23 protein-coding genes are annotated in these 23,368 nt (G+C 67.4%); 10 read left to right on the forward strand and 13 right to left on the reverse strand.

All coding sequences use genetic code 11. The features are described 5' to 3' along the window. The first annotated feature begins 4 nt into the window (after nucleotides 1–4). Complete coding sequence (locus AC1DF3_RS19340; RefSeq protein ID WP_478140513.1) at nucleotides 5–1,939, forward strand: aconitase family protein; 1,935 nt, start codon at nucleotides 5–7, stop codon at nucleotides 1,937–1,939. Between the two features lie 333 nt (nucleotides 1,940–2,272). Here AC1DF3_RS19340 and AC1DF3_RS19345 read toward each other — a convergent pair whose 3' ends face one another. Further along, the gene (locus AC1DF3_RS19345) at nucleotides 2,273–3,190 is read right to left on the reverse strand and encodes a LysR family transcriptional regulator (protein WP_478140514.1); all 918 of its coding nucleotides are present in this window, start codon (nucleotides 3,188–3,190) and stop codon (nucleotides 2,273–2,275) included. 74 nt (nucleotides 3,191–3,264) lie between these two features. Between AC1DF3_RS19345 and AC1DF3_RS19350 the strand changes: the two genes are divergently transcribed. Further along, on the forward strand, nucleotides 3,265–4,692 hold the full coding sequence (locus tag AC1DF3_RS19350) for an aldehyde dehydrogenase family protein (protein ID WP_478140515.1): 1,428 nt from the start codon (nucleotides 3,265–3,267) through the stop codon (nucleotides 4,690–4,692). Between the two features lie 141 nt (nucleotides 4,693–4,833). Beyond that, nucleotides 4,834–5,634 carry an SDR family NAD(P)-dependent oxidoreductase gene (locus tag AC1DF3_RS19355; RefSeq protein WP_478140516.1) on the forward strand — a complete coding sequence of 267 codons (801 nt, stop codon included), beginning with the start codon at nucleotides 4,834–4,836 and terminating at the stop codon, nucleotides 5,632–5,634. 354 nt (nucleotides 5,635–5,988) lie between these two features. Here the strand turns inward: AC1DF3_RS19355 and AC1DF3_RS19360 are convergent, their stop codons facing one another. After that, entirely contained in the window at nucleotides 5,989–6,369 is a 381-nt protein-coding gene (locus AC1DF3_RS19360) for a winged helix-turn-helix transcriptional regulator (RefSeq protein ID WP_478140517.1), read from the reverse strand. A 324-nt stretch (nucleotides 6,370–6,693) separates the two neighbouring features. On the opposite strand from AC1DF3_RS19360, the gene AC1DF3_RS19365 reads away from it, so the two are divergent. The 7 genes from AC1DF3_RS19365 (at nucleotide 6,694) to AC1DF3_RS19395 (ending at nucleotide 13,528) form a co-directional block, all read left to right on the forward strand. Continuing rightward, nucleotides 6,694–7,518, forward strand: coding sequence for an SDR family oxidoreductase (locus AC1DF3_RS19365; RefSeq protein ID WP_478140600.1), 825 nt, complete (start codon nucleotides 6,694–6,696; stop codon nucleotides 7,516–7,518). Between the two features lie 301 nt (nucleotides 7,519–7,819). Further along, nucleotides 7,820–7,951 carry a hypothetical protein gene (locus AC1DF3_RS19370; protein ID WP_478140518.1) on the forward strand — a complete coding sequence of 44 codons (132 nt, stop codon included), beginning with the start codon at nucleotides 7,820–7,822 and terminating at the stop codon, nucleotides 7,949–7,951. A 121-nt stretch (nucleotides 7,952–8,072) separates the two neighbouring features. Next, nucleotides 8,073–8,243, forward strand: coding sequence for a hypothetical protein (locus tag AC1DF3_RS19375; protein WP_301811522.1), 171 nt, complete (start codon nucleotides 8,073–8,075; stop codon nucleotides 8,241–8,243). Nucleotides 8,244–8,301: 58 nt separating this feature from the next. Then, complete coding sequence (locus AC1DF3_RS19380) at nucleotides 8,302–10,005, forward strand: SpoIIE family protein phosphatase (RefSeq protein WP_478140519.1); 1,704 nt, start codon at nucleotides 8,302–8,304, stop codon at nucleotides 10,003–10,005. Continuing rightward, a complete protein-coding gene (locus tag AC1DF3_RS19385; protein WP_478140520.1) occupies nucleotides 10,002–12,470 on the forward strand; it encodes a response regulator in 2,469 nt (822 codons plus the stop codon). Before AC1DF3_RS19380 ends, AC1DF3_RS19385 begins: the two co-directional genes overlap by 4 nt. 90 nt (nucleotides 12,471–12,560) lie before the next feature. Continuing rightward, nucleotides 12,561–12,767: a hypothetical protein gene (locus tag AC1DF3_RS19390; RefSeq protein ID WP_478140521.1), complete on the forward strand. Its 207-nt coding sequence runs from the start codon at nucleotides 12,561–12,563 to the stop codon at nucleotides 12,765–12,767. A gap of 101 nt (nucleotides 12,768–12,868) precedes the next feature. Beyond that, entirely contained in the window at nucleotides 12,869–13,528 is a 660-nt protein-coding gene (locus tag AC1DF3_RS19395; RefSeq protein WP_478140522.1) for an FHA domain-containing protein, read from the forward strand. A 1-nt stretch (nucleotide 13,529) separates the two neighbouring features. On the opposite strand, the gene AC1DF3_RS19400 is transcribed toward AC1DF3_RS19395, so the two are convergent. The 11 genes from AC1DF3_RS19400 to AC1DF3_RS19450 form a co-directional block, all read right to left on the reverse strand. Then, nucleotides 13,530–14,354 carry an NAD-dependent protein deacetylase gene (locus AC1DF3_RS19400; RefSeq protein WP_478140523.1) on the reverse strand — a complete coding sequence of 275 codons (825 nt, stop codon included), beginning with the start codon at nucleotides 14,352–14,354 and terminating at the stop codon, nucleotides 13,530–13,532. Nucleotides 14,355–14,365: 11 nt separating this feature from the next. Continuing rightward, a complete protein-coding gene (locus tag AC1DF3_RS19405; RefSeq protein WP_478140524.1) occupies nucleotides 14,366–14,818 on the reverse strand; it encodes a hypothetical protein in 453 nt (150 codons plus the stop codon). A gap of 47 nt (nucleotides 14,819–14,865) precedes the next feature. Continuing rightward, nucleotides 14,866–15,708: a hypothetical protein gene (locus AC1DF3_RS19410; protein WP_478140525.1), complete on the reverse strand. Its 843-nt coding sequence runs from the start codon at nucleotides 15,706–15,708 to the stop codon at nucleotides 14,866–14,868. 1 nt (nucleotide 15,709) lies between these two features. After that, a complete protein-coding gene (locus tag AC1DF3_RS19415; RefSeq protein ID WP_478140526.1) occupies nucleotides 15,710–16,645 on the reverse strand; it encodes a YihY/virulence factor BrkB family protein in 936 nt (311 codons plus the stop codon). A gap of 163 nt (nucleotides 16,646–16,808) precedes the next feature. Next, nucleotides 16,809–17,729, reverse strand: coding sequence for an SDR family NAD(P)-dependent oxidoreductase (locus AC1DF3_RS19420; RefSeq protein ID WP_478140527.1), 921 nt, complete (start codon nucleotides 17,727–17,729; stop codon nucleotides 16,809–16,811). 23 nt (nucleotides 17,730–17,752) lie between these two features. Next, nucleotides 17,753–18,694, reverse strand: a complete 942-nt coding sequence (gene kce, locus AC1DF3_RS19425; RefSeq protein ID WP_301811482.1) for a 3,5-dioxohexanoate:acetyl-CoA acetone transferase — start codon at nucleotides 18,692–18,694, stop codon at nucleotides 17,753–17,755. 17 nt (nucleotides 18,695–18,711) lie between these two features. After that, nucleotides 18,712–19,434, reverse strand: a complete 723-nt coding sequence (locus AC1DF3_RS19430) for an ABC transporter ATP-binding protein (protein ID WP_478140528.1) — start codon at nucleotides 19,432–19,434, stop codon at nucleotides 18,712–18,714. Beyond that, a complete protein-coding gene (locus AC1DF3_RS19435; RefSeq protein WP_478140529.1) occupies nucleotides 19,431–20,186 on the reverse strand; it encodes an ABC transporter ATP-binding protein in 756 nt (251 codons plus the stop codon). Before AC1DF3_RS19435 ends, AC1DF3_RS19430 begins: the two co-directional genes overlap by 4 nt. Beyond that, nucleotides 20,183–21,460 (reverse strand): branched-chain amino acid ABC transporter permease, encoded by a 1,278-nt coding sequence (locus tag AC1DF3_RS19440; RefSeq protein ID WP_478140601.1) that lies wholly within the window; start codon nucleotides 21,458–21,460, stop codon nucleotides 20,183–20,185. Before AC1DF3_RS19440 ends, AC1DF3_RS19435 begins: the two co-directional genes overlap by 4 nt. Nucleotides 21,461–21,465: 5 nt before the next feature. Beyond that, a complete protein-coding gene (locus AC1DF3_RS19445) occupies nucleotides 21,466–22,407 on the reverse strand; it encodes a branched-chain amino acid ABC transporter permease (RefSeq protein WP_301811475.1) in 942 nt (313 codons plus the stop codon). Between the two features lie 3 nt (nucleotides 22,408–22,410). Beyond that, complete coding sequence (locus tag AC1DF3_RS19450; RefSeq protein WP_301811470.1) at nucleotides 22,411–23,202, reverse strand: SDR family oxidoreductase; 792 nt, start codon at nucleotides 23,200–23,202, stop codon at nucleotides 22,411–22,413. Nucleotides 23,203–23,368 lie beyond the last annotated feature (166 nt).

Consider the following 23,368-nt stretch of genomic DNA (forward strand, 5'->3'; position numbering starts at 1 on the left):
CGACATGCATGCCATCCGATTCGAAGGCCGCATCCTTTTCCTGTCGGAGGATCCGACGCTGATCGAGCGGCAGATCGCCGGCGAGGATCTCTCGCAGGCGCAAGCCGGCAAGCTGCGCGACGACGTGTCCACGGACGAGATCACGCCGGGCTGGGCCTGCTTCCATGTCGACGAGACGCTCGGCCGCTATCCCTACGTGGGCCTTACCTGCGAGGGTCGCAGGCCCATCGGCACCGACCAGGTGCAGCGCGGCGGCTTCGCGGTGACGGTGGCCGGCACGCGCTACGGCAAGGGCTCGTCGCGCGAGGCCAGTCCTTATGCCGAGCGCATGGCGGGCATCCGCCTGGTCATCGCGCAGAAGTTCGAGCGCATCTATCGCCAGAACTGCCACAACCTCGGCATCTTCACGTCGAACGACTTCGGCCTCGTCGATCGCATCCGCGCGGGCGAGGCGATACCGGTCTCGGAGCTGGTGGCGGGGCTGGATGCCGTGACGGCCGAGGTGTTGGCGCGAGGAGGGCTATTCAACTACACGAAGGCCCGGCTCGCCGGCGAGATCGCGATGGACCCGCAGCCGCCCGAGAGCCGCCCATTGACCTACGTCGAGAAGATCATCGCGCGCTCGGCCAGGAGGCCGCCTTCGGCCTCGGGCATCAGCTTCGTGAAGGCGAATTGGCGCTACTCGCACGACTACGTGACCGGGATGTGCGCCGCGTTCATGAACAACGCGATGGGCCCCGACATTGCCTTGCACGACGTCGCATCGATCCAGTGCTTCGCGGATCACCTGGTCTATGTCGAAGAGACCATGTCACCGGCAAAGCGCGCCCTGGGGCTGCTTGACTCGGCGATGGCGATGGGCAAGATGCAGGAACGGTTCTGCGCGCAGCACGGGGTCCGCTTACACCACCGGGTGCCCGGAAGGAAGGGCGCGGAAGGCATCTGCCACTCCATCATGACCGAGCGCTACGTGTTGCCGGGCCAGGTCGCAATCGGCACCGATTCCCATACCCCGCATTGCGGCGCGCTCGGGGCATTCGCCTTCGGCATCGGTGCGAGCGAGATGGCCAACGCATGGATCACCGGCGATGTGCGCGTGGCCGCGCCGAAGGTCTGCCGCGTGGATTTGCGCGGGACCCTGCCGGACGGGGTCGACGCCAAGGATGTCGTGCTGCATCTGCTGCGCCTGCCGGAGGTCCGCAACGGCAGCCTGGTCGGACTCGTCTTCGAGTACACCGGCGAGGCGCTGCGCGCGATGGGGACGGACGCGCGCGCCACGCTCACCAACATGGTGGCCGAGATCGGCGGCCTGACGGGCATCGTGGCCCCCGACGATGAAACACTTCGCTTCCTGCGCGAGCGTCGGGGCGTCGACTTCCGACTCGAACGCTGGATGCGCAGCGACGAGGGGGCGCAGTATGCGCACGAGATCGAGGTGGATTGCGGCACGCTCGAACCCATGGTGGCGCGCCCCGGGGATCCCGGGCAGGGCCTTGCGCTGTCGGCACTCGACAAGGCGGTCGCGATCGACATTGCGTACGGTGGCTCCTGCACGGGGGGCAAGCTCGAGGACATTGGGGCCTACCACGCGGTGCTTGCCTGGGCCGAGCAACACCGGCTCGGCATCGCGCCGGGCGTGCGGTTCTTCCTGCAGTTCGGCAGCGAGGACGTGCGCGCGCGCAGCGACCGGATGCAGATGGTGGCGCTCTTCGAGCGCATGGGCGTCGAGCTGGTCGAGCCCGGTTGCGGGGCGTGCATCAATGCGGGCCCGGGCGCCAGCGAGCGCGAGGACCAAGTCACGATCAGCGCGATCAATCGCAACTTTCCGGGTCGCTCGGGCCCGGGCGCGCTGTGGCTCGCCAGCCCTTCCACAGTAGCCGCCAGCGCGATCGCCGGCCGGATCGTGAGCTTCTCGGAACTGAAGGCATCGATCGGGTAGTGAGCGCCTCGCCATTCGGGGATGGGCCCAAGCAGAACAAAAAATCCATCCGGCTCGATGCGCCTCGACTGGGCCAATGTCGGCATCACACGCATTGCGGACATGCTGGAGCCGAAGCCGAAAGACCGTGATGGGCCCTCCCCTGCCCTCCACCAGCGCCCGTTGTGTGGCTGCTGTGCAGCGGTGACGGTCTAGTCGCGTGTGGCCAGTGCTGCCCTTCGGTCGCGGCTCCAAGGCCCTTAGCCCCGATCTGCCTGCGCGCCATGCAAAGCTGCGTGATGGGATCGCCGCGTGAGGGTCGCGCCACCGACTTCAAGACGAGGCGGACCCGGTTCAACCCCGGGCGTTCTCCTGGATCAGGTCGATCAGGGCCCTCAGGCCTGCCGGGATGTGGCGATGCCCCCAGTAGTAGAGACACAGGCTGGAGAGCGGCGTGGTCCAGTCTTCCAGCACCCGGATCAGGTGCCCCGCCGCAACGTCGCCGGCCACATGCGCTTCGGCCAATTGCGCCAGCCCCAGCCCCTGGCGCGCCGCTTCGAGCATCAGCACCGGCGAATCCAGCACCAGGGTGCCGGGCACCTCGAGGCTCCACGGCGAGCCGTCGCGGACGAAGCTCCAAGACGAAGGTTCACCGCTGGGCATGCGGCCCCGTATGCAGGGCAGCGAGACCAAGTCTTCGGGGGACTGGGGCGCCTCGTGCTGCTCGAAATAGGCCGGCGCGCCCACGACCGCCAGACGCAGCGGAGGGCCAATGGGGACGCGGATCATGTCGCGAGGCACCTGTTCGGCCAGACGCAGACCGACGTCGAAGCCCTCAGCAATCACGTCCACGCGCCGTCCCTCGGTCACGATGTCCAGCGACATGCCAGGATGGCGGCGCAGATAGCTGGCCAGAAGCGGCATCACCATCGAAGCTGCGCCGAGCGAGGTATTAATGCGCAACGTGCCGCTGGGCTCGGCTCGCTGGTCGCTGATGGCGCCCATCGCGTCCCGGATGCTCGCTATCGCCGGCGCGATTTGTGCCGCGAACTGCTGGCCGGCCGACGTCAGTGTCACGCTGCGCGTGGTGCGATGGAAGAGCCGGGCCCCGAGCCGGGCCTCCAAGCCCGCGACGGCATTGCTGACGGCCGTCGTAGACATCTCCAGCTCCACAGCAGCCGCGCGAAAACTATGGTGGCGGGCGATGGCCAGCACCACTTCCAGTTCAGTGAGTCCGCTGCGCTGCATAGTTGCGATTTTCGGGATGTCCAATCCTGCATTGGCCAGCTTATCAAAACACGCTCTGATTCTTACATTGGCTACAGCCCAATAGATAGGAGCCCACCATGTGGCACATCCAGGAGGCCTACATCGACGGTGCATTCGTGCGTGTCGAGGGGCAGGAAGAAATCGACATCGTCAGCCCAGCGACCGAGGAAGTTGTCGGCCGGCTGACGCTGGCCAATCGCGAGGACGCCAAGCGGGCCATCGCCGCAGCCGGTGGCGCTCAATCGGGCCTCGGCAGAACCACACCGGCCGAGCGCATCACCATGCTGCGCCGTCTGCAGGACACGATGCTCTACTGCTCGAGCGCGATCCGTGACGCCACCATTGAGGAGTACGGCGGGCCGGTGGCCCGGGCTCAATGGGTGGCCAACTACGCCGCCCAGTGCTTCGCTATCGCGGCGGAATTGCTGGAGGACTACGCTTTCACCTACCAGGTCGGGACGGCGCGGGTTCACATGATCCCGGCCGGCGTGTCCGCGCTGATCGCGCCGTGGAACAGCACTGCGGGCACGATCTGCAGCAAGCTCGCCTCGGCTATCGCAGCCGGCTGCGCCGTGGTCATCAAGCCCAGCGAGCTGAGCCCCTTGCAGACCCAGGTGGTCACGGAGGCCATTCATGCGGCCGGCCTGCCGGCCGGGGCCGTGAACGTGGTGATCGGCCGAGGCTACGACGTCGGAGACGAACTCAGCACCAATGAGCAGATCCAACGGATTTCTTTTACCGGCTCCACGGGCACGGGCAAACTGATTGCCCGGGCTGGCCTGGCGACGATGAAGCGAGTCAGCCTCGCGCTGTCGGGGAAGTCCGCCTCGGTTGTCCTGGACGATGCGGATCTGGGCCGGGCCATCCCGCTGGCCATTCGCGCGGCCTTCACGAACAGCGGCCAGGCCTGCGTCGCCGGCACACGCCTGCTTATCCCGCGCTCTCGTATGACTGAGGCGCTGGAGAGAGTGAGGCGCGAGGTCGACGCGCTCCGGGTTGGCGATCCGCATGACCCTCACACGTCGATCGGCCCACTGGTCAACGCCGCGCAGGTCGAGCGCATCCAGCGCTTCATCCAGCGCGGCAAAGAGCAGGGGGCGACGCTGATCGCTGGCGGCGAAGGGCGGCCCGAGGGGCTGACGCGCGGCTGGTACGTGCGTCCCACCGTCTTCGCGGACGTGCGCAACGACATGGACATTGCCCGGGAAGAAATCTTCGGCCCGGTGCTCTCCATCCTGCCCTACGACAACGAGGAGGAGGCCGTCGCCATGGCCAACGACTCTCCCTATGGCCTGCAGGCGTACGTCTTCTCGGCAGACGCTGTGCGCGCCGACCGCGTGGCGGGGCGGCTGCAGGCAGGCATGGTCCTAATCAACCGTGTCGATCCCGAGCTGATGGCGCCGTTCGGCGGTGTCAAGCAGTCGGGGATTGGTCGGGAGTTCGGCCTGGCTGGGCTGGAAGCGTTTCTGGAGGTCAAGACGGTGGCGGCCGCCCAGCAGCCTTGACCGCGCTCAGCCGAGGAGACGGCCAGCGCCATGCGCGTGCTGCGTCAGCCGCATCGCGAGAAATATCGGCCATCCGCGATCCAGGCGGATGTCGATTGCTGCGCCCGGGGCGCGAGTGATTTCAACTGATCGGAGAAGTACATGGACCTGAGATTGAGCGGAAAACGTGCGCTGGTAACGGGCTCGACAGCCGGCATAGGCGAAGCTACGGCAAAGCTTTTGGCGGCCGAAGGTGTAACGGTGGTGGTGCATGGCCGTAACGAGGACCGCGCCAAGGAAGTTGTGAAGGCCATCACGCTCGCTGGCGGTCGAGCGGAAGTTGCCTTGGGCGATCTGGCTACCGATGCCGGCGCCGATGCGGTAGCCATGATGGCGAAGAAAGGTGGCGCCATCGATATATTGGTCAACAATGCCGGTTACTACCACCATCTGAACTGGACGACGGCGAAGCCAGACAAATGGATGGAGACCTTCGAGGTCAACGTCCTGTCGGCCGTGCGCATGATTCAGCGACTTGTGCCAACAATGCGTGAGCGTGGCTGGGGCCGCGTGATCCAGATTGGCGGTGGACTGGCGGGGCAGCCGATTCCCATGCAGCCAGACTACAACGCTTCGCTCGCTGCCCGGCACAATCTCGCGGTTTCGCTGGCGCGCGATTTGAAGAACTCCGGGGTGACCTCCAATATCGTGGCGCCGGGTGCAATCCTTGTCCCCGCTGTCAAAGAACTGCTGGAGAAGATTGCCCCTCAGCAGGGCTGGGGCCAGACTTGGGAAGAGATCGAGCACGGCTGCGTGAGCGACATGGTGCCCAACGATGTTGGCCGCCTGGGCCGGCCGGAGGAAATCGCGGCGGCAGTCGCCTACTTGGCAAGTCCGTGCGCCGACTATGTGAGCGGTGCCACGATCCGCGTCGATGGCGGCACGATACGCTCGGCGTTCTGATCTACAAGGCCAAAGGAAACCAACAGCGCCTCGATCGGCCGACGGCCGTCATCACGACAGCCGCAACTGGCGCATCGCTTCCGAGGCTGTCCCGGCTCTGCCTTGATGGCCGGGGCGGAGCCTTCGCACTCCGTTGCACAACGAACTACTAGCGACGTAGCCAAGAGGTCGAAAGCACCCGCTTGAAGGGGAATCTCTCCTTGACTGCCCGCGGTTGGTAGAGGCATGTCGCCAAGGTCAGCTACTCGGCAATTTGAGCCTCCTCAACGAACGGCTGGTTGTGTCCGGACGCTGAAATTGGAGCAACAAACCGCCGTCGCAGCGCTGCTCCCGCTCCGGCGGGCATTGGACATCCTATTGAATAGCGTACCGCTCCCGTAGCTCAGCCCATTTCAGCAAGCTGTCCAATGCCGGGCAGAGTTGCTGCCCCCAGGGCGTCATTCGATAGTCGACTCTTGGTGGCACTTGGGAGTGCACGGTGCGCTCGACGATGCCATCAGCCTCAAGTTGTCGCAATTGCTGGGCAAGCATCTTCTGGGAAATGCCGGTGATGCACTTCTCCAGGTCCGAGAACCGCAGCACCTTCCCACCGAAGAGGTGGAACAGGATAACGAGCTTCCAGCGCCCTTCCAGAAGGCTGAAGCACGCCTCGACGTCGATGGCGGCGGTGAGCGGCGTGTAAGCCTTGCGCTCCCCGGGGGGTGGAGCACTAACTTTTTGGTGCGTACTTGTCATGAGGTGAGCGTAGCCCGACCATCGGTCCATTGCAACTACCCGCTGACTCCCATGAACGTTCAGACCCCTGACGCCATTGCGCGATACCTTGATTCGCGTGGACCCAACAATGAAGCCTCGCTCAGCGAGTACTTCCACGCGGATGCCGTTGTTCGAGACGAGGGCCAGACGTTTCACGGCCTGAACGCCATCATCGCCTGGAAGGCGGCAGCTGAAGCCAAGTACCAATATCGGCTGATGCCACTCGGCCTGTCGCGGGAAGGCGGCACGTTCAAGCTGTTGGCACACCTCGAAGGCAATTTCCCGGGAAACCGCGTCGATTTGATGCACGTCTTTAGCCTCAAGGACGGCTTCATCGAATCTCTCGAAATCCGTCCACCTGTCGAGCTCGAGGGTCGAAGGGCGCTCGTCACGGGCGGCACCAAAGGGATTGGAGCCGCCGTGGTTGCGCAACTGACCAGGGCTGGAGCCACGGTGTTGACCACAGCCCGCTCCGCGCCTGCGGAGCACGGAAAGGCCGCCTTCGTGGCCGCAGACCTGTCCACTGCAGCCGGCTGCGACGAGGTTGCAAGCGCCGTCGAGAAACAGCTCGATGGCGTTGACATCGTGGTCCATGTGGCTGGGGGCTCTTCGGCGCCGGCCGGCGGCTTCGCCGTGCTTGATGATGACGAATGGCAAAAGGCGTTTGCCATGAACCTCTACGCTGCCGTTCGGATTGACCGAGCCCTACTGCCGGGCATGCTTGCCCGCGGTGTGGGCGTCATCGTGCATATCACCTCCATCCAACGGCAGATGCCGTTGCCGGAGGCAACCACTGCCTACGCTGCCGCCAAGGCCGCCCTGTCGACGTACAGCAAGAGCTTGTCCAAGGAGGTCAGTCCGAAAGGTGTGCGCGTGGTGCGCGTCGCGCCTGGCTGGGTGGAAACCGAAGCCGCTGTGAGCCTCGTCGAGAGAATCGCCAAGGAGAACGGAACCGACTATGACGGTGCACGCCGCTCACTCATGAATTCCCTCGGCGGCATACCCCTTGGGCGCCCTGCCAGGCCGCAGGAAGTCGCAGAGCTGGTCGAATTTTTGGTGTCCCCGCGCGCGGCCTCCATCACGGGGGTCGAGTACGTCATCGACGGTGGAACAGTTCCCGTTGCGTGAGGCAAGCTTGAGCGCTCCGCGGGGGCGAGCTTGTGAACGAAGGCCGAGGTGCCCGGCAGGACCTCGGGCCAAAAACAGGGGTCCTCCAACTCGAACTTCATGACCCCAGCCATGTGCGGGGCAACGTGGAAGAGCCCTTCGCTCGCGTCCGTAGGACGCGTTCGTGGCCAATCTCCGCTGCTGACCAAAGACTCCTGCCGCCGCCGGCGAGCCACTCGGCTGCCTCTTGCAGGACGGAGGCAAGGGGATCGCTGGAATTGCCGTTCTTGGCCGGTGTCGAGCGCATCCCTACAGTACACCCATGGCAACCCCACTGCCGCAGCGCTTATCCGACTACCTGGGACATGCCGAAATTGGATGCGGCCTTGGTGCGATGCAGCAAATAGGGCAGGCCAATAGCCACTTTGACCATGCCAAGGCCAAGGGTTGCTGACCAGGTGGGAACTTGCTCAACCTCTCAACAATAGTCAAAAATATCAACATCCAAGTTTTCCGGAAAACGATGAGATTTCGCTAGGGAAAATCTCAACAACCTTAGCAAACCGAGGGCCGCCATGCCCGACGACAAAGCGAAGTTCGACAAGGAAGCCCTGTCGCTGATCGAGTCGCTCAAGGGCCGGCGCAAGCCCGCCAAGCGCGCGCCGCGGTCGGCCGCAGCGCCCGCGGGCGGCAAGCCGCCGGCCAAGGACAAGACGGTCATCCGAAGGGCCACGGGCCGCTTCTAGACAACCCGCCCGCCGGCTCGGAAAATCCCCTGTCTGCACGGCAACGCTGGCGGACCTGATGAACCTCGATGCTGCCCCTCCCGTCGCGATGGTGGTGGATGACGAGCCGGTGACTCGCCTGCTGGTGAAGCGCGCCCTCGAAAGCCTCGGCTGCGCCCCGGTCCTGGAGGCGGTCGACGGCATCGCCGCCCAGGCCGTCCTGCGCGCGCACCCCGAAATCGTCCTGGTGCTGACCGACATCATGATGCCGCGGATGGACGGCCTGGAGCTGCTGCGCTGGGGACGCCAGGCCGTGCCGGACGCCATGTGGATCGTCCTGTCGGGACTGGAGACCTTCGACTCGGCGGTGGCCGCCATCCGGCTGGGCGCATTCGACTTCCTGCCGAAGTCGCCGCGCGCCGAGGAAATGGGGGTGGCGGTGCGCAACGCGCTCGAACGGCGGCAACTGCTGGCAGAACGCGAGCGTCTGCATCGGGAACTGCAGCGCAAGGTCCGCGAGCTCGAGGAGACCTCCGAAGTGCTGCGCCGCGACCTCGAGCGGGCGGAAGTGATCCAGCGCGCCCTGCTGCCGCGCAGCCCGCCTCCGATGGAGGGCTATTGCATCCAGGCGCTGTATCGCCCGGGGCAGCACGTGGGCGGCGACCTCTACGACGTGGTCCGGCTGGGCGAGCGGCACCTCGCCTTCTATCTGGCCGACGCCACCGGCCACGGCGTGACCTCGGCGATGCTCTCGGTGCTGTTCAAGCAGCGGCTGGTGCTGGTGGACCCGGCAACCGGCCTCGCGCTGCCGCCGGCGGACGTGCTGGCCGCGGTGAACCGCTCGATCTGCGAGGCACACGCTGCGCCGGGACTGTTCCTCACGGCCGTCTTCGGCCTGCTGGATACCTCGGACGCAAGCCTCACGCTGGCATCGGCAGGCCATCCGCCGGTGCTGCACGCCCGCGACGGCCAGCCGACTCTCCTGGTCCGCCGCACCGGGCCCGCGCTCGGGCTGGCACCGGACGCGCACTTCCAGCAGGAGCGTCTCCAGCTGCTGGCGGGCGACCGGATCCTGCTCTACACCGACGGACTCCTGCCCTCCGGGTCGGAACGCGACCTGGACCTGCTGCAGCAGGTGCTCGCCAGCCCGGTCGCCAGTGCGCAGGAGGTCATCACCCGGCTTCACGCCGGCGCGCCGGCGGGAGCGGAACGGGACGACGTGACGATCCTGCTGATCGACGCGCACGCGGGTGCCTCCTGGTTCGACAATGGCGCCGGGATGCCCGAGGCGACGGCATCCGGTGCGCCGCGCCCGGAGAGCGACGTGGTGTTCTACGGCGAATCCGACCATGCCGCGCACCTCGCGCTGCGCGGCCGGGCCACCTGGCTGCATTGCGATGCCTTCCATGAAACGGCCCTCGCCGTGCTGGACGGCGGACGACCGCTGGTCCTCGACCTCTCCGCCTGCGAGTACATGGACAGCACCTGCCTCGGCACGGTTCACGAACTGGTCGCCCGGGGCGGCGTGGTGCTGACGGGGGTGACGCCGGCGGTGCGCGCCCTGTTCGAGGAACTGAGCATGGCGCAGGTGCTGGCCGCGATCCGCGAGCACGGTCCCGCCGCGCCCCCTCTCTACGCGCTCGGAACGGGAGACGTCCGCGCCGCCGTGCAGCAGCGGATCCTTCAGGCGCACGAGGCCCTCTCCGCGCTGAGCGAACGCAACCGCGAGGAGTTCAAGGAGGTCGTCGAGTCGCTGCGCGGCGAGCAGGATGCAGCGCGATGACCGCCGCCATTCGCGTGCTGCAACTGGAGGACGACCCGGCCGACGCGCAGCGCATCCGCGGGACGCTGCAGGACGAGGGCCTGGTCTGCGACATCGTCTGGGTGCAGACCCGTGAGGACTTCGTCCGCGCCCTGCATCGGCAAGCCTTCGACCTGGTCCTGTCCGACTACGAAGCCGGCGGCCTGGAGATGCTGCAGGCGGTGCGCCAGCAGCAGCCGGAAGCGCTCCTGATCGTGCTGTCGACCCGCCTGATCAGCGAAGAGGAGGCGGTCGAATGCATGAAGGCGGGCGCCACGGACTACGTCTTCAAGGAGCGGGTGCGACGGCTGTTCTACTCGGTCCGTCGAGCGCTCGCCGAACAGCGGCAGAAGGCGACGCTGCGCCGGGCCGAAGACGAGCTGCGGGCCCTGAACGCCGAGCTGGAGGCGCGCGTTCACCTGCGCACGGCCGAACTGGAAACGGCCAACGCCTTCCTCAACTCGGTGATCCACCACATTCCCTATCAGGTCATGGTCAAGGACGCCGCCGACCTGAAGCTCGTGCGGGTCAACCGCCGCATGGAGGAACTGACCGGCCGCAGCGAGCAGGAACTGCTGGGCAAGACGGTGGACGACTTCGTCAGTTCCGCGGCCGAGGCCGCCTTCTTCACGGCCAAGGACAAGGAAGCGCTGGCGCTGGGCCGGGAAGTGGACATCCCCGAGGAGACGCTGCATGCGAACGACGGCAGCGTGCGCGTGCTCCACGCGAAGAAGATCCCGATCCTCGACGAAACCGGCCAGCCGCGCTACCTGCTGACGATCTCGGAGGACGTCACGGAAAGAAAGAAGCGGGAGCGCGAGATCGAGCGGCTGAACGCGGCCCTGGCGCAGCGCAGCGCCGAAGTGGAGGCCGCCACCCGCGCCAAGAGCACCTTCCTGGCGACCATGAGCCACGAGATCAGGACGCCCATGCACGGCATGCTGGGGATGCTGGAACTGCTCGGCCTGACCGAGCTGGACCCCGAGCAGCGCGAGACGCTGGGGCTGGTGCGGGAATCGAGCCGGTCGCTGCTGCGCATCATCGACGACATCCTAGATTTCTCGAAGATCGAGGCCGGCAAGCTGGAGATCCGGCCCGAAGTCGCCTCGATCAAGCGCCTGGTCGAGGAGGTGCAGAGCATCTACCTGGGCAATGCCAGCAGCAAATGCCTGATCGTTCGCCGGATGGTCGATCCGCGCGTCAGTCCAGCGCTGACGGTCGACCCGGTGCGCCTGCGCCAGATCCTCAACAACTTCGTCAGCAACGCGATCAAGTTCACCTCCGAGGGCTGGATCGACATCAACGTGCAATGGCTGGGCCGGTCGGAAGGGATGGAGCGCCTGCGCTTCGAGGTGAAGGACACCGGCATCGGCATCTCGCCCGAGGACCAGCGGCGCCTGTTCCAGCCGTTCAGCCAGGCGGTCGGCGAGCAGGCGCGGAGGCGGCCCGGCGGCACCGGACTGGGGCTGGTGATTTCCCGCCAGCTGGCGCAGCTGATGGGTGGCTCGATCAGCCTGGACAGCCGGCCGGGAAGCGGCACGACGGTCGCCCTGGAGCTGTCGCTGCCCGTGGCCGACGCCCTCCCGGAGAGCGCCGGGAGCGTGCGTGCGCTTTCGACGGCCATCGCCATGCGGCGCGCGGCGCCCGCCGCCGCGCAGGCAGCTGCCGAAGGCACGCTGGTGCTGCTGGCGGACGACCATCCCGTCAACCGCATGCTGCTGCTGCGCCAGGTGCGAACGCTGGGCTATGCGGCCCAGACCGCCGACGACGGCGCCCAGGCCCTGAAGATGTGGCAGGCGGGCCGCTATGGCCTCGTCATCACCGACTGCCACATGCCCCACATGGATGGCTACGAACTGGCGCGCGCCATCCGCAGCGAGGAAGCCGCCTCGGGGACCGGCAGTCGCATCCCGATCGTCGCCTGCACCGCGAACGCGCTCCAGGGGGAAGCCGAGGCCTGTCTCGCCGCCGGCATGGACGACTTCCTGGTCAAGCCGGTCGAACTGGCGCGGCTGACCGAAAAGCTGGATCGATGGCTGCCGCTCCCCCTGGCGCCGCCGACGCCCGTCGCGACCGGTGGCGCAGGCCCGGCCATCGCGCCCGCGGCCGGCCCGATCGACGAGGCGCTGCTGGCGGCGAAATGCGGCGGCGACGGATCGATGGTGGAAGAGGTTCTGGCGACGTTCCGGCGAACCTGCGAGGACGACTCCGCCGGACTCCGGCAGGCGGTCGCGGCGGACGACGCCGCCCAGGCCACCCAGTTTTCCCACCGCATGGCCGGCGCCGGCAAGATGGTCGGTGCGCTCGCGTTCGCGGCCGCCTGCGAGACCATCGACCGCGCCAGCCGCAACGGGGACTGGAAGACGGTGCTCGCCGGCATGCCGGCGTTCGAGCAGGAACAGACGCGCCTGGTCGACTATTTCGCGGGACGCAGGGAAGCGGTCTGAAGGGCGCTGCGCATCACGCGGCATCCACCTACCTGGACACGGGTGGATGCGCCGGTGGTCACAGGCGGTGGATCGGTGCAACTTGGGTGCATGAAAATACTCGCTCCGCTCCTGCTGGCCGCTGCCGCACTCACCGGCTGCGTCGCCGTTCCCTATGACGCCGGTCCGCCGCCCGGCACGTACTACAACAGCCGCCCTGCCCCGCCACCACCCCACGCTGGCGGGCGGCGTGACTACGACCGCGACGGCGTGCCGGACCGCTACGACCGCCGTCCGGACAACCCTTACCGCTATTGACGCCAACACCGTATCAGTTCGTCTCATTGCTCTCGTCTTGTGACGATCGTGGGCGGCCACGCCCGTGACGAAATACCATCGCCGAAAAGGGAGCCCGAGCGATGCCGACTCTGATCGTGACGAAGAACGGTGTGGCGCTGCGTAACGTGCGGCTGCTCGAAGGCGAATTCAGGATTGGTCGCAGCATGCGCAACCACCTGGTGCTGCCGAGCACCACCGTCAGCAAGACCCACGCGGTCCTCACGAGGCTCGGGAAATTCGTCACCCTTCACGACCTTCACAGCACCAACGGGACCCTGGTCAACGGCGACGACGTGGCGCTGCGGCCTTTGCTGGACCGCGACGTGATCCAGATCTGCAACTACGAAATGATGTATCTGGACCGGGACTTCGCCTCGGCCGAAGTCATCGAAGATCCGCAGCCAGAACCGGTCGAGCAAGTCATGGAAACCGAGCGGGCGCCGTTGGAACCCCGTCGGGACATCGATGCCAGCGGCCATCGCATCGGCGGATCGCGCGGCGCGCGCTGGGTCGGCAATGGCGTGGCCTTCGCACTGCCTGCGCAAGGCCGCGAGATCGAAGCCTTGATCACCGACGATGCGCTCGCCGCCCATTTCGGGGCCTACGTGCATGCCTCGGATGGCGCCAGCCGCGCGGTGAGCGCCTACGAGGAAAACTACGTGGCGATCAACGTGGCCGCCTGGTCGCGCTATGACGCCACGCGCCGTGAACCGATCATCGTCCGGTCTTCCGATTTCTGAGTCATGCCGCCAGCTGCTCTGCCAGGGCGGTCAATGCGTCGCCCACCGGCTGCGTGACCTTGAGCGCCAACAGATCGTCGGCACGCGTGCGTCCGAGGTTGACCGCCACCACCGGCTTGCCCGCGGCCACGGCCGCCTGCACGAACCGGAAGCCCGAATACACCATCAGCGACGATCCGGCGACCAGCACGGCATCGGCTTCGCTCAGCGCCGCGAAGGCGGCTTGCACGCGCTCGCGGGGCACGCTCTCGCCGAAGAACACCACGTCGGGCTTGAGCATGCCGCCGCAGAGCGGACAGGCCGGCACGTCGAAGCCGGCGAAATCCCGACCCTCGACATCCGCATCGCCGTCGGGCGCTGTGCGGGCTTCGAGTGCGGCCCACGCGGGGTTGCGCGCACGCAGCGCCTGCTGCAATCGGGCACGCGGCGTGCGCGTCTCGCAGCCGAGGCAGCGCACGGTGTCGATGCGGCCGTGCAGGTCGATGGTCTGGCGGCTGCCGGCCGCATCGTGCAGGCCGTCGACGTTCTGCGTCAGCAGCAGTCCGACGCGGCCCGAGGCCTCGAGCCGGGCCAGCGCGCGGTGCGAGGCGCCGGGCCGGGCTGTCGCCATGGTCGGCCAGCCGACGAGGCTGCGCGACCAGTAGCGGCGGCGCGTGAGCTCGTCGCCGGTGAAAGCCTGGAAAGTCACCGGCGACGGTCGCTTCCAGTCGCCGTTGGCATCGCGGTAGTCGGGAATGCCCGAGTCGGTGCTGCAGCCGGCGCCGGTCAGCACGAAGAGGCGGCGGTGGCGCGCGGCGAAGTCGGCGAGCGAAGCGATGTCATCCATGGCCGCCGCGCTCAGCGGAACTGCTTGCGCAGCAACGGCTTGTGCCTGGCGATGTGCGCGAGCTGCGCCTCGGCAACCAGGCCGCCCAGATCGACGCCGTCGCCGTTGAGCACCTCGTTGGCGTGCACGAGCGCGCGGGCCACCACCTCGTCCTCGCTCACGCCGAGCTGCGCAGCGAGGTCGACGGCCACGCGTTTCATCGCGCGCTGCGACAGCATCCACATGGCGCCGAAGGCGTCCCACGCGGCGGCCGAATCCTTGAAGCGCTCGCGGTCCGCCAGGATCTCGTTGAGCGGCTTGGCCAGCAGCTCGTTGACCGCGTCGAGCTGCTCGGCCAGCGCGGCGTGCCGTGCCTGCGCGTCGCGCAGCGCGTCGGCGGCGCTATCGGCCGGCGGAGGCGCCGGCGCGGCAAAGCTGCCGTCCGGGTTCGGCGCGGGAATATGGAGCTGGTCGGACAGGGACATGGCGTTGCGATTCGTGGGGCACACCGAAGAGTGTAGTGACGACGCCGTCATGTCGGCTGAGCGGCGCCCTGGCCAGGCGGGAGATGGACGAGGGTGAGCGATACCCAGCGTATCTCCTGGGTCTCGGTTCGCTGGATCAGCCCGAGGCTCTCCAACGCCTCTACGACCTGCGGCAGGGTGCGCAGCGCGATTTCCGGCACTGAGACCTTGCGGCCTGCCCGCGTGGCCCTGTAGAGTCGAACCAGCAGGTGCGCGTGCGCCTCGGTGAGCACCGCGCTCGCCGGTCCCAGCAGCGACGCCAGCGCCGCCGTGAATGCGTCGAGGCCCACGTCCGACCAGCGACCGGCGGCACGGACCGGGTCCAGCAACGCGCCGACCAGGCCCCAACTGGGCAATTCCACCTGCCTCGGCTGGTCGTTGCCCACGACTTCCAGCGTCGCCAGGCGGACAGCAGCCGCCAGCTCTCCCTTGAGGTACTCGGACACGCCCAGCACCGTCGGCCAGTCATGGATCAGGTTGCAGAAAGCGCTGATCTCGCCCTGCGTCTGCCGGCCGGTCGCGAGGGCCTCGAGCACGGCCCGAAAAGCCAGTTGCTCGTGCTTGGTGGGCACCCACTTCCGTTCGACGGGCAGCATGCTTTGTGCCAGGGGCGCCAGGTCATGCAGCACGCCTCGGCGCAACGCCCACAAGGTGCGTCTTCCGCTGGACGGCAGGAGCGCATCCGGCTGCAGCGAGCTCCAGATTGCCACCTGGCTGGCCGGGCTGAGCCCAGCCATCGCGACGTTCAGGGCAGACTGGCAGGACGCGACCAGGCCGATGTACGCCGACACGCTCAAACGGCGCTCGCCGCGTACGAACGCACTCTCTTCGCTTCGCGCTTCAATGGGCATTTCACGGATTCTCCACTGGCAATACTCGCGTCGAACCAGGAGTTCGACCTTCGCCAGACGCGTCGTGCGGGCTTTCCGGTTTGCGCAGCACCGCATTGACCTCGGCGCCGAAGATCAGCGTGGCGGCGCTGATGTAGAGGAAGACCAGCGTCGCCACCACGCCGGCGAAGCTGCCATAGATCAGTGCGAGCTTGCCCGCCGAATGCAGGGTGTAGGAGAGGGTCGCGGCAGCGCCCACCCACAGCGACGCACCGATCACGGCGCCTGGCATGACGGAGGCCAGCCGCTGGCGGACGTCCGGCAGCCAGCCGTAGAGAAGCGCGTACAGGACACTCAGCACCACGAAGGCCGAGCCGTAGCGCACGCTGGTGCGCAGCCAGAGAATCTCTTTCCCTGCACCCAGTTTCGCTTCCAGCAGCTGCCACACGATCGGCATGATGACAACCGAACTGAACGCTGCCAGGACGCCACCCCCCACGATCACCGTGAACAGCGTGACCTTGATTCGCGCCTTCCAGAAAGGAAGACCTCGCTGGATGCCATAGGAGCGGTTGAGGGCCGTGCGCACCGCCTGCAGGCCCGAGGAGGCCGTCCAGAGCGTCGCGATCACGCCGATCGTCAGCAAGGCCTGATTGCGTTGCGCAAGCACCTGGTCGATCACCGGCTGCACCGCGTCGCGAACCACCTGCGGCGCATAGCCCATCACGCGGGCCGCCAAGGCCGCCGCATCGCCGGGCTGCCCGAAGAAACCGGCGGCGGCGGACACGAGGATCAAGAGCGGAAACATCGCCAGCACCGACGAGAACGCCAGACTTCCCGCCTGGTTCGCGCTTTGATGGAGGATGTAGTTGCGAATGGCCAGCAGCAGGATGCGCAGGCCCGGGGTGGAGAGCGCGGCTTGCCGCAGGCCGCTCCAGGCCAGGGAAAGGCGATTCATCGAGCGGGCGACCGGTCGCTCGCGGGCGCCAGGAGCCCATGGCCGTCTTCGATGGCTTCACCGCAGCTTCTCATCGCTTCTCCTTGCTGCCCTCACGGGCTGGCCAAAGAAGCCACCTTACCTCCAGTTTCGAAAAGGCCGCCGGTCAAGGCCGTGCGGATCGCTAGAGCGACGCCACGGCCCCGGCGGATCGACGCTGGCTCGCCGAGGCCTTTGCCACCTCGAGCTCGTACTGTTCCCAGCCCGTCGCCGGCACCACCTCCCCCGCGCGCGAGCTGACTTCCTGCAACTGGTCGCACAGCGCCTCTCCGGAGCGCGCTCGGTCGGCCAGGTGCACGCCCTGGGTCATCGTGACGTGCGCGCACTCGAAACTGCCCGCCCCGGCCAACAGGATCATGCGCGTCGGTGCATCGTCGCCCACCAGGGCCACCAGCCCCGGGCTCACCTCCTCGGGCGTCAGGCGCGCCAGTGCCTCTGGCGGCAGGATGGCCTCGGTCATGGCGGTGGCGGCGCTGGGCGCCAGGCAGTTCACGCGGATGTTGCGGCGCTCGCCTTCCAGGGCCAGGGTCTGCATCAGGCCCACCAGCGCCATCTTGGCCGCGCCATAGTTGGACTGGCCGAAGTTGCCGTACAAGCCGGAGGACGACGTCGTCATCACGATGCGGCCGTACTGCTGCTCCTGCATCCGCGCCCACACCGCCTTGGTGCAGTGCACGGCGCCCATCACGTGCACGTCCATCACCAGGCGAAAGTCCTCGAGCGACATCTTGGCAAAGCTGCGGTCTCGCAGGATGCCAGCGTTGTTGACGAGTATGTCGATGCGCCCCCACCGCTCGAAGGCGTGCGCCGCCATGGCCTCCATCTCGTCGGGACGCGTCACGTCGCCGGTGAGCGCGATGGCGTCGCCGCCTGCCCGCCGGATTTCGTCCGCGACCGCACTCGCCGCTGCGGCGTTGCGCTCGTGGGCCAGGTCGTTGACCACGACGCGCGCACCGTGGCGCGACAGCTCGAGCGCATGGGTACGGCCCAGTCCGCCTCCCCCGCCGGTGACGATGGCCACCCGGCCCGACAAGAGTTTCTTCATCACGACTTCTCCAACTTCAGTGTTCAGGATGCCGCCGCGGCCCGGCCCTTGAGGCCCAGCATGGCGCGGGCTTCTTCCGGCGTCGCCACCTCCAGCGACAACTCGTCCAGGATGCGTCGAATCTTGCGTACCTGCTCGGCGCAATTCCGTGCAAGCTGACCCTTTCCAAGGTACAGGCTGTCTTCCAGGCCCACACGCACGTTGCCGCCGAGCACCGCGCCCATGGTCAGCAGCGGCATCTGGTGCCGACCCGCTCCGAGTACCGAGAAGCGGTAGCCGCCGCGGCCGAACAGGCGGTCGGCGGTGCTCTTGAGCGTGACCAGGTTCTCGGGGTCGGCGCCGAGTCCGCCCAGGATGCCCAGGACGCCCTGGATGAACAGCGGCCCCTCGATCAGGCCTTCGTCGACGAAATGCGCGAGGCTGTAGAGGTGGCCCAGGTCGTAGCACTCGAATTCGAAGCGCGTGCCGCACTCCTTGCCCAGCACCTGGAGGATGTGCTTGATGTCGCGGAAGGTGTTGCGGAAGATCAGGTCTTCCATGCCCTCCACGTAGGGCTTCTCCCAATCGTGCTGCCACTGGCTGTACTTGCGCGCCAGCGGATGCACCGAGAAGTTCATCGAGCCCATGTTGAGCGAGCACATCTCGGGCTTCTCCTGCAGCGGATAGGCCAGGCGCTCCTCCAGCGTCATCCGCGTGCTGCCACCGGTGGTGATGTTGATGACGGCATCGGTGCTGGCCTTGATCCGGGGCACGAACTGGTCGAACACGCGCGGATCGGCAGTCGGACGGCCGTCCAGAGGGTCGCGCGCATGCAGATGAAGGATGGCCGCGCCGGCCTCGGCGGCCTCGATCGCCTGGGTGGCGATCTGCTCCGGCGTCAGCGCCAGCCAGGGCGACATCGTCGGCGTGTGCACCGAGCCCGTGACGGCGCAGGTGATGATGACTTTCTCTTGGCCTTGGGCCATTGATTTGCTCCTGTTCATCAAACCGCCAACCACTGGGACAGCAGTCCCCGGTCGGCCTCCAACTGTGCGGGCGAGCCCTCGAAGACGATGCGGCCGTGCCCCATGACGCACACCCTCGACGACACCTTCAGCGCGATCGCCAGCTTTTGTTCGACGAGCACCACCGACACGCCCTGGCGCCGCATGTCCTGGATGCACTCGCCCACCTGCGCCACGATCTTGGGCGCCAGGCCTTCGGTCGGCTCGTCGATCAGGATGGCCAGCGGGTTGCCGAGCAGCGAACGGCAGATGGTGAGCATCTGCTGCTCGCCGCCCGAGAGGCTGCCGGCCTTGGTGTTCCGGCGCTCCTTCAGACGGGGGAAGTACTCGAACATCTGCGCCACCGTCCAGCGCCGAGCACCCTGCACCGGCGTCTGCTCGCCCATTCGAAGGTTCTCGTCCACCGTGAGGTTGGCGAACACCTCGCGCTCTTCCGGCACATAGGCCAGGCCGGATCGGCAGATCGCATGGGGCTTGGCGCCGGCCAGTTCCCGGCCTTCTAGCCACACGCGGCCCGAACTTGGCGGCAGCAGGCCCATGATGGCCTTGAGCGTGGTCGAGCGGCCCGAGCCGTTGCGCCCGAGCAGGCTCAGCACCTCGCCGCGCGCGAGCCCGAAGCTGACGCCGCGCAGGATATGGCTCTTGCCATAGTGGGCCTGCAGGTCGTCGACACGCAGGAGCGCAGGGACTGGTGCGTTCATGCCGCGGCCTCTTCGCCCAGGTAGGCTTCGCGCACGCCCTGGTGGCTGCGGATCTGCTCCGGCGTGCCGGTGGCGATGACCTCGCCATAGACCAGCACGCTGATCCGGTCGGCCAGGGCGAACACGACGTCCATGTCGTGCTCCACGATCAGCAGGGCGCGCCCGGCCGTCACTTCGCGGATCAGTTCCATCGTGTAGTGGGTCTCTTCGCTGGACATGCCGGCCATGGGCTCGTCCAGCAGGATCGCCTTGGGGTCGGACGCCAGCGTCATCGCCAGCTCCAGCGAGCGCTGCTCGGAGTAGGACATCTCGCCAGCCAGTGTCTGCGCCTGGGCCTGCAGCCGCACCTTCTCGAGCAGCGTCTCCGTGGCCGCGCGCAATCCGGCCAGGCGGTCGATGACGCGCCAGAAGGTGTATTGCCGCTCGTGATGACGCATCAGCGCCAGCCTGATGTTCTCGAACACCGTGAGCTTCGGGAAGATGTTGGTGATCTGGAACGAGCGCGACAGCCCGAGGCGGTTGATGCGCTGCGGCGCCCAGCCGGTGATGCGCTGACCGTCGAAGATCACCTCGCCCGAAGTGGGAGCGAGGTTGCCCGAGACCAGGTGGAACAGGGTCGATTTGCCGGCGCCATTGGGACCGATCAGCGCGCGCCGCTCGCCGGGGCGAAGCTCGAGGTCCACACCCCGGATGATCTCGGTGGCGCCGAAGGACTTGCGCAGACCGCGCAGCGAAAGAATGGGATCGTTCATGGCAGGGCTCGTTCACTCAGGGCTGCCGCGCGCTCCGGGACTTCGGGCGAAGCCGCGAGCGCCAGCCCGCGACGGCAGCGTTGCACCACGCCGGCCATCAGCGCCCCCGCAGCCAGCAGGCCCGCCGGCACGATCCAGGTGCCCACCGCAGCGGCCGACCAGGCGCGACCGAAGAGCTGCACCGGCGGCGCAGTCCCGCTCATGCGCGCGAGCGAGCGATAGTCCTGCGAGCAGAGCCGCTGCAGCATCTCCACCAGGAAGACGGACCCGCCCGCCAGCAGCAGTCCTGCGACCACCGCGCTCAAGGCCAGCGGCAGTACCGCCATGACGCCATGGCGCCCGAGCAGCCTCAGCGTCGCGGTCACCAGCCCGGTCAGCCCCTCGGGCATGAACATCATCACCAGCACGAACAGGACGCCCTGGTAGAGCAGCCAGGACGGCGTGGTGTCGGACACCGCGTAGCCGAAGAAGCTCATCAGCGCAGCGCCCAGCGCCGGGCCGAGGAAGCTGCCGACGCCGCCGATGTAGCTGTTGAGCACCACGGTCGCCGACACGCCGGCGTCGAAGACGACGTAGTTGGCCGACTCGTTGCCCAACACCTGCAGGCCGCCGGCGATGCCGGAGAACATCGACGAGACGGCGAAGGCCGACACGCCCAGTCCATGCACGTCGTAGCCGAGGAAGCGCAGCCGATGCTCGTTTTCACGCAGCGCCAGGGTGAGTCGGCCCAGTGGCGTGCGCGTGTGGAAGTACAGCAGGGCGAGCGAGACCAGCACCCAGGCCAGCGTCAGGTAGTACACCTGCGTGGTCGAACCGAAGCTCAGACACCAGGCCGGCATGCGCATGGTCGAGATGCCCGATTCACCGCCGAACCAGCCCTTGAGCTGCGGCGCCAGCGCGTGCAGCAGTTCGGCGATCGCCAGCGTGATCATCGCGAACGCCGTGCCGCTGCGCTGGGTGGCGAACCAACCCGCGATCAGGCCAAAGCCCAGGCCGCCGAGCGCCCCGACCAGCGGCATCAGGGGCGTCGGCAGCAGCCCGGTGCCGCCGAGCGCGTTCATGGCGTGCACCGTGGCGAAGGCGCCGACGCCGAAATAGGCCGCGTGGCCGAAGGAGAGCATGCCGGCGCGTCCGGCAAGCAGGCTGTAGGCACAGGCGAAGAGCGCCGCGATCAGCGCCTGGATCGAGGCGTTGAGCAGGCCGGCCGGCAGCAGGACCGGAAGCGCGCCGAGCACGGCCACGGCGGCGAGCGCAGGCAGGAGCGGGGTACGCATCGTCATCAGGCCTTCTCGCCCATCAGGCCGGAGGGGCGCAGCAGCAGCACGAGCAGCATCAGGGCGAAGGGCAGCGAGGCCGCGAGACTCGACAGCTTGAGCGTGAGCAGGCCACCCGCGCTGCGGGCCCACTCGCCCGCACCCACCAGGGCCAGCGCGTCGGCCAGGCTGCGGTCGACGCCGACCGCCAATGAGGTCAGCACGCCGATGAGCAGCGAGGCGAGCATCGCGCCGCCCAGGGAGCCGAGCCCACCCACCACCACCACCACGAACACCATGACCCCCACTTCGAGCGCCATGTTCGGATTGGTGGTGTAGAACGCGCCCGCGATGGCACCCGCCAGGCCCGCCAGCGCGGCGCCGACGCCGAACACGCCCATGAAGACCAGCTGCACGTTGTGCCCCAGCGCCTCGACCATGCGCGGCTTGTAGATTGCCGAGCGCACGACGATGCCCACCCGCGTGCGGGTCAGCAGCAAGTAGATCGCGGCGAACATCGCCAGCGCCACGCCCCCCATCAGCAAGCGGTAGACCGGGTACTGCTGGCTGCCGATCACGAAGGCCGCCGTGTCGAGCGCGGGCGGAATGCGATAGTCCACCGGGTAGTTGCCGAAGAACAGCTTGATGGTCTCGGCGATGATGAAGGACAGACCGAAGGTCAGCAGCAGTTCGTGCGCGTGGCCGTAGCGATGCACGCGGCGCAGGAACCAACGCTCCACCACCGCGCCCACCGCGCCCGCCAGCAGCGTGGCCAGAACGACCGCCGGCGCGAAGCCGACGATGCCCTGCATCGTGTAGGCGAAGTAGGCACCCAGCATGTAGAACGAGGCGTGGGCGAAGTTGAGCACGCCCATCATCCCGAAGATCAGCGTGAGCCCGGCCGAGACCATGAACAGCAGCAATCCATGGATCACGCCGTTGAGGAGCGAGAAGATGATCCAGTCCATGGCTCAGAGGTACTCGAGGTTGCCGTCGACGCTGATGGCCTGGCCGCTGAGATTGCGCGCCGCCGGCGAGCACAGAAAGAGCGCCATCGCGGCCACGTCGCTCGCGCTGACCATGCGCCGCAGCGAGATCTTGCGCAGGTACTCCTCGCGCATCTGCTCGACGCCCAGGCCCAGCGCAGCCGCACGCGAGGCGATGACGCCGTCCATGCGTTCGCCCTCCACGACCCCGGGGAGGATCGCGTTGACGCGAATGCCCTGCGGGCCGAGCTCCATGGCGAGCGACTTGGTGAGGCCCACGATGGCCCACTTGGTGGATGCGTACGGCGTGCGGAAGGCATAGCCCAGGCGACCCGCCACCGAACTCATCGCGATCAACACGGGATCGGCGGTCGATTCCTTCAGCAGCGGCACGGCGCGGCGGGCGAAATAGAACTGGCTGTTGAGGTTGACCGACACGGTGCGCTCCCAGCCGCTGGCGTCGAAGCTCTCGATGGGTCCGGTCGGCCCGGCGATGCCCGCGTTGTTGATCAGCACGTCCAGGCCGCCCAGGCAGCCGCGCACGTCGTCGAACACCAGGTCGACATCGGCGGCCACCGACACGTCGGCCATGCTGCCCGTGATGCCGGGCGTCTCGGTCACCAGGCGATCCAATGCCGCGCGATCGATGTCGCACACGTGCACCCGCGACCCGGCCTCGTGAAAGGCACGGGCGATGCAGGCGCCGATGCCGCTGGCACCGGCGGTCACGAGCACGCGCAGTTCCGGCAGGGGTCGAAGGGATTCGTACAGCGGCATGGGGGTCCTCCACACTTGCGCGCCGCCACCCATGGCGCCGCGTCGTCTGACCGAGTCTCCACGTGGCGCACGTCTCGCCCTATGTGTCGGGCGCACACTTTTTCCCCGGCTTCGATGTCATCGCCCCCCGTGCAAGCGGCGACTCCGTCTGTTAGCCTCGTCACGG

It is taken from the genome of Variovorax sp. 10N432, from assembly GCF_056394465.1.

Excerpts from the sequence above, each read along its gene's own strand:
- AC1DF3_RS19340 (WP_478140513.1), top strand. The coding sequence starts at position 5 with ATGCATGCCATCCGATTCGAAGGCCGCATCCTTTTCCTGTCGGAGGAT.
- AC1DF3_RS19350 (WP_478140515.1), top strand. The coding sequence starts at position 3,265 with ATGTGGCACATCCAGGAGGCCTACATCGACGGTGCATTCGTGCGTGTC.
- AC1DF3_RS19355 (WP_478140516.1), top strand. The coding sequence starts at position 4,834 with ATGGACCTGAGATTGAGCGGAAAACGTGCGCTGGTAACGGGCTCGACA.
- AC1DF3_RS19360 (WP_478140517.1), bottom strand. The coding sequence starts at position 6,369 with ATGACAAGTACGCACCAAAAAGTTAGTGCTCCACCCCCCGGGGAGCGC.
- AC1DF3_RS19365 (WP_478140600.1), top strand. The coding sequence starts at position 6,694 with ATGCACGTCTTTAGCCTCAAGGACGGCTTCATCGAATCTCTCGAAATC.
- AC1DF3_RS19370 (WP_478140518.1), top strand. The coding sequence starts at position 7,820 with ATGGCAACCCCACTGCCGCAGCGCTTATCCGACTACCTGGGACATGCC.
- AC1DF3_RS19375 (WP_301811522.1), top strand. The coding sequence starts at position 8,073 with ATGCCCGACGACAAAGCGAAGTTCGACAAGGAAGCCCTGTCGCTGATC.
- AC1DF3_RS19380 (WP_478140519.1), top strand. The coding sequence starts at position 8,302 with ATGAACCTCGATGCTGCCCCTCCCGTCGCGATGGTGGTGGATGACGAG.
- AC1DF3_RS19385 (WP_478140520.1), top strand. The coding sequence starts at position 10,002 with ATGACCGCCGCCATTCGCGTGCTGCAACTGGAGGACGACCCGGCCGAC.
- AC1DF3_RS19390 (WP_478140521.1), top strand. The coding sequence starts at position 12,561 with ATGAAAATACTCGCTCCGCTCCTGCTGGCCGCTGCCGCACTCACCGGC.
- AC1DF3_RS19395 (WP_478140522.1), top strand. The coding sequence starts at position 12,869 with ATGCCGACTCTGATCGTGACGAAGAACGGTGTGGCGCTGCGTAACGTG.
- AC1DF3_RS19400 (WP_478140523.1), bottom strand. The coding sequence starts at position 14,354 with ATGGATGACATCGCTTCGCTCGCCGACTTCGCCGCGCGCCACCGCCGC.
- AC1DF3_RS19405 (WP_478140524.1), bottom strand. The coding sequence starts at position 14,818 with ATGTCCCTGTCCGACCAGCTCCATATTCCCGCGCCGAACCCGGACGGC.
- AC1DF3_RS19410 (WP_478140525.1), bottom strand. The coding sequence starts at position 15,708 with ATGCCCATTGAAGCGCGAAGCGAAGAGAGTGCGTTCGTACGCGGCGAG.
- AC1DF3_RS19415 (WP_478140526.1), bottom strand. The coding sequence starts at position 16,645 with ATGAATCGCCTTTCCCTGGCCTGGAGCGGCCTGCGGCAAGCCGCGCTC.
- AC1DF3_RS19420 (WP_478140527.1), bottom strand. The coding sequence starts at position 17,729 with ATGAAGAAACTCTTGTCGGGCCGGGTGGCCATCGTCACCGGCGGGGGA.
- kce (WP_301811482.1), bottom strand. The coding sequence starts at position 18,694 with ATGGCCCAAGGCCAAGAGAAAGTCATCATCACCTGCGCCGTCACGGGC.
- AC1DF3_RS19430 (WP_478140528.1), bottom strand. The coding sequence starts at position 19,434 with ATGAACGCACCAGTCCCTGCGCTCCTGCGTGTCGACGACCTGCAGGCC.
- AC1DF3_RS19435 (WP_478140529.1), bottom strand. The coding sequence starts at position 20,186 with ATGAACGATCCCATTCTTTCGCTGCGCGGTCTGCGCAAGTCCTTCGGC.
- AC1DF3_RS19440 (WP_478140601.1), bottom strand. The coding sequence starts at position 21,460 with ATGCGTACCCCGCTCCTGCCTGCGCTCGCCGCCGTGGCCGTGCTCGGC.
- AC1DF3_RS19445 (WP_301811475.1), bottom strand. The coding sequence starts at position 22,407 with ATGGACTGGATCATCTTCTCGCTCCTCAACGGCGTGATCCATGGATTG.
- AC1DF3_RS19450 (WP_301811470.1), bottom strand. The coding sequence starts at position 23,202 with ATGCCGCTGTACGAATCCCTTCGACCCCTGCCGGAACTGCGCGTGCTC.